The sequence below is a fragment of the Gemmatimonas sp. genome, assembly GCF_036405635.1.
GTDB lineage: Bacteria > Gemmatimonadota > Gemmatimonadetes > Gemmatimonadales > Gemmatimonadaceae > Gemmatimonas.
The window spans coordinates 1-5,772 of the sequence record NZ_DASWXE010000144.1 but is presented as its reverse complement, the minus strand read 5'-3'; the positions used below and the strand labels follow the sequence as shown (position 1 = coordinate 5,772).

Sequence of the window (5,772 nt, the reverse complement as noted above, 5' to 3'; positions counted from 1 at the left end):
CGTGCTGGTCACGACCTGCAGTCCATCAAATTGTCCGTCCTGCGGTCCATCGGTGGCGCATCGAGATGGACGTCAGGCGAGCAGGGGATAGGCCGTGATCAGCGCGATGGCCTGACCCACGAGTACGTCACCCGGATAGTGCACGCCGAGTGCCACGCGGGAGAACCCGACCGCGCAGGCCAGAATCAGCAATGGCAGCGTGAGCATCGGGAATGCTGCCGCAAACCCCACGGCCACCGCCATCGCGGCGCAGGCGTGACCACTCGGAAACGAGAAGCGGTCCGGCACATGGATCAGCGCCTCGAACGACAGTCGCGTCGACGGACGCGGCCGACCGACCGTGCGCTTCACCACCTGCACGAGGAGATGGGAAAAGCCGAGCAGCAACAACACACGCCAGACGAGCGCGCCGCTGACGGCGGGCAGCGTGAGTGCGGCGAGGCAGGTGCCGATTGATCCACGCGCCCCGCCGGCGTGCGTGATCAGCATCCAGAAACGGCGGGGGTGGGACGGGGCGGTGGGCGACAGGGCCCACCGCGTGAACAGTGCACGGTCCCGCGCATCGAGATGGTGCAGCCAGGATTGCATGACCACACAGTGCGCGCACCCGATGACGGTTCGGAGACCACCCGGCGACGGCCGCGTAACGCCCGGGTTTCGGGTTGTGCGATACCGGAACGCCCGCGCCTGCCGCTATTCCCGACCGTCTGTACTACTTCTTCGTACGCTCCCGAACGATCAGGGCGTTGCCCACTTCGCGTTCACCAGTGGCATCAGTGGGTACGTTCACCACGCGTCCGTCGATGACCATGGTGGTGGAGCCGCCGCCGTCGAAGTTGAGAGCGCTCCACGCGCCAAGCGTGCGCAGGAATTCGGCGAGCTCCACCAGCGTCATGCCCACACTGTTGGTGGCGCGACCATCCACGGTGACCAGCCATGCCGTATGTCCGGAGCGCGACACCGCGATAGCAGTGCGCGGATGCCGGGCCTCGGCGTTGCGGGAAATCGTGCCTTCAAGTGTGGCCGCGCGGGCCGCCACGTTCTCGCCGTCCACCAGCAGCAGCGGCCAGCCGCCCAGCAGCGCCTGCGGCGTGCGCTGCGAGGTGAGACGCGGCCAGGTGTTCAGGTGCACACGCACCGTGTCTGAACGCGACAGGGCGGCGACGCCGGCCGCACGATCACCAGTGCCCACGAGAAGTGCGCCCTCACGCGGAATCTGTCCGCCGCTCCGAGAGCTGGCGGTGTCGGGCGCGGCATAGAGCAGCGTGTCGCCACGCACGCCGATGGGCCGCAGGCGCAGTTCGGCCACGCGACCGGTATCGGTCGGCGCCGCAGCGCCGAAACGCGGCGTGTAGAGCGCGGTGCCCTCGTATCGTCCTTTGGGCTTACTGTTGATGCTCAACACCGGCACCGCGCCTGTGCGCGTCCATGCGCGTGCGTCCAGAATGAAACGGCCGAAGGTGAGACCGCCCGCCGGATCGATGGCCACCTGGCCATGCACATTGTCGTAGGTGTCGTACGGCGAATCGGTGAGTGGCAATCCTTTCCACCATTCGCCACGCAGGACCTGATTGTTCTCGTTCTCGCCGTTGGCCAGATCGAAGAAGTCCGCATTCACCGCCACGCGCACGCGACTGGTATCGGACTGCATGCGTTTCGCCATCGACGAGGTACGTTCCCGCCCCTGCAGTGCATCCTTGGCGCGCACGGCCTCCATCGACAGCGCGGCATTTTGCAGGTCGATCTCCACAATGTGGAAGCGCCAGGGCCCACGTGGATCGAGGCGTACCTCGTGCTGCAGCCCCGGTGCGAGCTGGTTGCGGCTCGGGCGCACATCGCCTGGTGTGCCGGCAGCGGGACGGCAGGCAGCGAGCATGCCGAGAATCAGGAATGCCACCTTCGTGAGCGAATTGCTTCGCTGAGCGCCAGTCTGCAGGGAGATGCTGGTCACACCAGCCTTATCCCGGTATTTTGGGTGCAGAAGTTCCACCATCGTTACATCCCCTCGGATACGGAAACCCCATGTCCCCAGCGTCGTTCAGGCGCCTGTTGACCCCTGCTTCATGGGTCGCCCGGGTGCTTGTCGCCGGAGCCCTCGTCGTGCTCCACAGCACCACTGCGATTGCTCAGAATACCATAACGCTCGAAGGTGCGGTGAAAGGAGAAGGCGCTCCGATTGTCGGCGCCCAGATCACCATCACCAATGTGGCTACCAATGAAGTCGCTCGAGCGCTGACCCGCGCGACTGGCGACTTTCGCGTTCTGGGTCTGTACTCCGGCCGGTACACGGTCAACGTGCGGGCCATTGGTTTCCGTCAGCGCACCGACACGGTTGAACTGGTGATCGGTCAGCGTGCCCGTCTCGAGTTCGAACTCGAAAAGGGCGCTGCTGAGCTCGAGGCACAGACGGTCGTTGCCGAGCGCGTGAAGCAGGTGGAAGTGCAGCGCATGTCGGTGTCGGCGCCGGTCATGAAGGAAGAAATCGAAAACCTGCCGTTCAACTCGCGCGGCATCATGAACCTTGCCGGCATCGCGCCGGGCATCAAGACGTATGCGCCGCAGTCGGGTCGTACGCTGCCTTCGGGCGGTGCCGCGCCGGACCTTCGTTTCTTCAACGTCTACATGGACGGCGTCGAAATGAAGAGCCTCTACAACGGCAACATCGTCGGCCTCGGCCAGACGGGTTCGCCGCTGCCGCAGGAAGGCCTCGAGCAGTTCCGCGTGTACCTCAATCCGTACGACGCCGAGTTCACGCGTGCCGGATCGTACGTGATCAGCGCGGAAAGCCGCCGTGGCACCAACCAGTGGAAGGGCTCGGGCTTCGGCTTCCTGCAGAACAAGGCGATGCTGGCGCAGAACGCGTTCCAGACGCGGGTGCCGGACTATGGCCGCACTCAGGCTGGCTTCAACATTGCCGGTCCGCTCAAGAAGGACAAACTGTTCATCGCCACCAGCTATGAACTCACGAGCACGGATTTCTACCTCGACGTGAATCCGATCTCGGGTCCGTGGGATCAGTACCGTGGTTCGTTCGTGGCGCCCAACAAGAACCACACGGGCTTCACGCGCCTCACCTACGTGCAGAGCCCGCGCATCACGTACGACTTCATGGGCTCGGCCCGCTTCCTGCGCGGCGAAGGCAACTTCGGCGCCCGCACGGCGGCCATCAGCGGCATCTCCCAGACGTACGACATCTACACGGCGCAGCTTCGCCAGCGCTTCCTGTCGCAGAGCGGCAACTTCGTGAACGAGGCCAGCCTGCAGTACGTGAGCTGGAGCCACAACGAAGCCCCGCTCACGCCGGGCCCGCAGCGCACCTACCCGGGCGTCATCCTCGGCACCTCGGGTTTCCCGCTCATCCTCACGGAAAAGCACTTCCGCGCGGTGAACCGGTCCACGCTGAATATCGACAACGCGGCGGGCTCGCACGTGGTCAAGTTCGGTGTGGAACTGAGCACGATCGACGCCATGCAGAACCAGCCGAACAACCGTGACGGTACGTTCACGTTTGCGACGGACACGTCGACGCTGCCGATCTCGGCCTCCATCGCGGTGGGCTTCAATGATCGCACGGGCACGTCGGACGCCATCGCCAACGCCACGGGCTACACCACTGGTCTCTATATCAATGACGAGTGGCGCATGAAGCCCAACTTCACGCTGTCGCTCGGCCTGCGCTGGGATGCCGAGTTCAACACGATGAACAACGACTACGTCACGCCGTGGTCGAAGGACCCCGTGCTGACGGCCATCCCGTCGCTGCAGAACTACATCAACACCGGCAACCGCAAGAACCAGCTCGGCAACATCTCGCCGCGCGTGTCGTTCTCGTGGGATCCGCTCAAGAACAACAAGACGTTCGTGCGTGGTGGCTTTGGCATCATCTACGATCGTGTCACGAGCTTCATGGGCTTCCAGGAACGCCGCAACTCCACGTGGCGCACCTACACGTTCGCGAATCCGGGCACCACGGATCCGGCCGTGCTCCGCGCCCGTGTGATCGCCGGTGGCTCCACAGCCGCCGCGCCGATTCTGATGAACAACAACATGAAGACGCCGAACGCCAAGCAGATGTCCATTGGCGTCGGTCACCAGCTCACCAGCGAGTTCGGCTTCAACGTCGACTATGTGCGCCAGCACATGGACAACCTGTACGTGCAGCGTAACCCGAATTATGTCGATCGTTCGGTCACGCCCAACGTGCGCAAGCTGACGCCGGCATTCGGCGACATCCTGATCTGGGATGACATCGGCACGTCCGACTACTCGTCGGTGCTGCTGCAGGCCACCTACCAGCGCAACAAGATGCGCTTCAATCTGGCCTACACGCTGGGCTGGTATCAGGGTGACTTCGACACCGCCGCACTGCCGACGTACACGTACAACTTCCTGTTCGATCGTCAGCGCACCACGGGCGACGAGCGTCACCGCATCACGCTGTCCGACATCGTGCCGCTGCCGTTCGGCTTCACGTTCTCGTCGGTGGCGACGCTCGCCAGCCCGCGTCCGTTCATCACCACGGACGGCCGCGACATCAACCTGAACAACGTGCTCACCGACGACTTCCCGGGCGGCTCCACCACGGCCAGCGGTAACCGCACCACGCTGCCGGCCAACTCGTGGAACAACTGGTATCGTCAGGTGGACGTGCGCCTCACGCGTTCGCTGTTCACCTGGAACAAGACCAAGGTCAGCGCGTCGGCCGAAGCGTTCAACGTGTTCAACTTCAACAACACGCTGTCGTTCGGTGGCACGCAGTTCCAGGCCAATGGCAACCCGGTGGCATCGTTCGGCCGCCCGACGGCTGCCTACGGCGCCCGCATGGGCCAGGTTGGTATGCGCTTCGAGTTCTAAGCGACATGCTGTAGCACGGTAGAAAGCGAAGGGCCCGGACGAATTCTCGTCCGGGCCCTTCGTCTTTCAGTCCAGCTTCTATCGAATCACTTGCCAGGTGGGATCAGCTCGAGCACCAGGCCTTCCAGTGCGGCCACCGGAGCGCGCAACTCCTGTATCCCCACCTTGAGCGTGCCCAGCTCCTGCTTGCCGTTGCTGTTGTGCCGCACGATGCGGGAGCCGGCCGGTACACCCAGCTGTGCCGGGTCGATGGTCAGCACCGCCTCCAGCGGTTCGAGATTGATGCCCGCCAGTGCCACCGCCACACGGCCGTCCTTGGCCTTGAACGCACCGCTCAGCACTTCCGGCGTCTTGATATGGGCTTCGGTGGGGCCGCCCAGGCGCGCAGCATAGATGGAGATGCGGGATAGCAGCAGGTCGGCCTCGGGCACACGCACCTTGGGCGCACGCATGAACTCACCCGTCTGGAAGAAATCGCGCAGGCCGTACCGCAACCGGGCGAGCTTGCCGAAATAGTCCATCTCCCGACGACGCGCGGTGAGCTGGTCGGGGAGGAAGTTCGCGATCGTAGGCTGCATGCCCCACACGAACATGCGGGCCTGCTCGAGGTGGAACTGCCGCACGAACTTTTCGTCGAGTAGCTGCATGGCTGTGGCCGGGCGCTTTTCCTTGGGCCACAGGTCGTCGTATGGCGGCAGCGTGAGCGAACCGTAGGTGCCGTACGTCAGCGCATACGGATGGTACGCGGCCTGGAACATGGGCACCACTTCCCAGCCACTGGCCGGATCCATGTAGCGTTCCTGGCTCACCTGCAGCGTGAGGAAGGCATCCAGGTCGGGCATCCAGCTTTCGCCACCACCCTCGCCGGCGAAGCCGCGGCCATCACCACCGCGCGCGCGCAGCGACTTGGCCAGTTCA

The 5,772-nt window shown here is 64.3% G+C and carries 4 protein-coding genes; 1 reads left to right on the top strand and 3 read right to left on the bottom strand.

Features of this window, described 5'->3' with window-relative positions:
* Positions 1-72 precede the first annotated feature (72 nt).
* Together VGE27_RS12020 and VGE27_RS12015 are read right to left on the bottom strand one after the other, a co-directional pair.
* Entirely contained in the window at positions 73-588 is a 516-nt protein-coding gene (locus tag VGE27_RS12020) for a phosphatase PAP2 family protein (RefSeq protein WP_331049901.1), read from the bottom strand.
* A 124-nt stretch (positions 589-712) separates the two neighbouring features.
* Entirely contained in the window at positions 713-1,951 is a 1,239-nt protein-coding gene (locus VGE27_RS12015; RefSeq protein WP_331049900.1) for a phosphodiester glycosidase family protein, read from the bottom strand.
* A 149-nt stretch (positions 1,952-2,100) separates the two neighbouring features.
* Between VGE27_RS12015 and VGE27_RS12010 the strand changes: the two genes are divergently transcribed.
* Positions 2,101-4,854: a TonB-dependent receptor gene (locus tag VGE27_RS12010; RefSeq protein WP_331049899.1), complete on the top strand. Its 2,754-nt coding sequence runs from the start codon at positions 2,101-2,103 to the stop codon at positions 4,852-4,854.
* Between the two features lie 86 nt (positions 4,855-4,940).
* On the opposite strand, the gene VGE27_RS12005 is transcribed toward VGE27_RS12010, so the two are convergent.
* A partial coding sequence (locus tag VGE27_RS12005; protein ID WP_331049898.1) for a DUF6259 domain-containing protein occupies positions 4,941-5,772 on the bottom strand: 832 nt, incomplete at its 5' end.

Excerpts from the sequence above, each read along its gene's own strand:
- VGE27_RS12020 (WP_331049901.1), bottom strand. The coding sequence starts at position 588 with ATGCAATCCTGGCTGCACCATCTCGATGCGCGGGACCGTGCACTGTTC.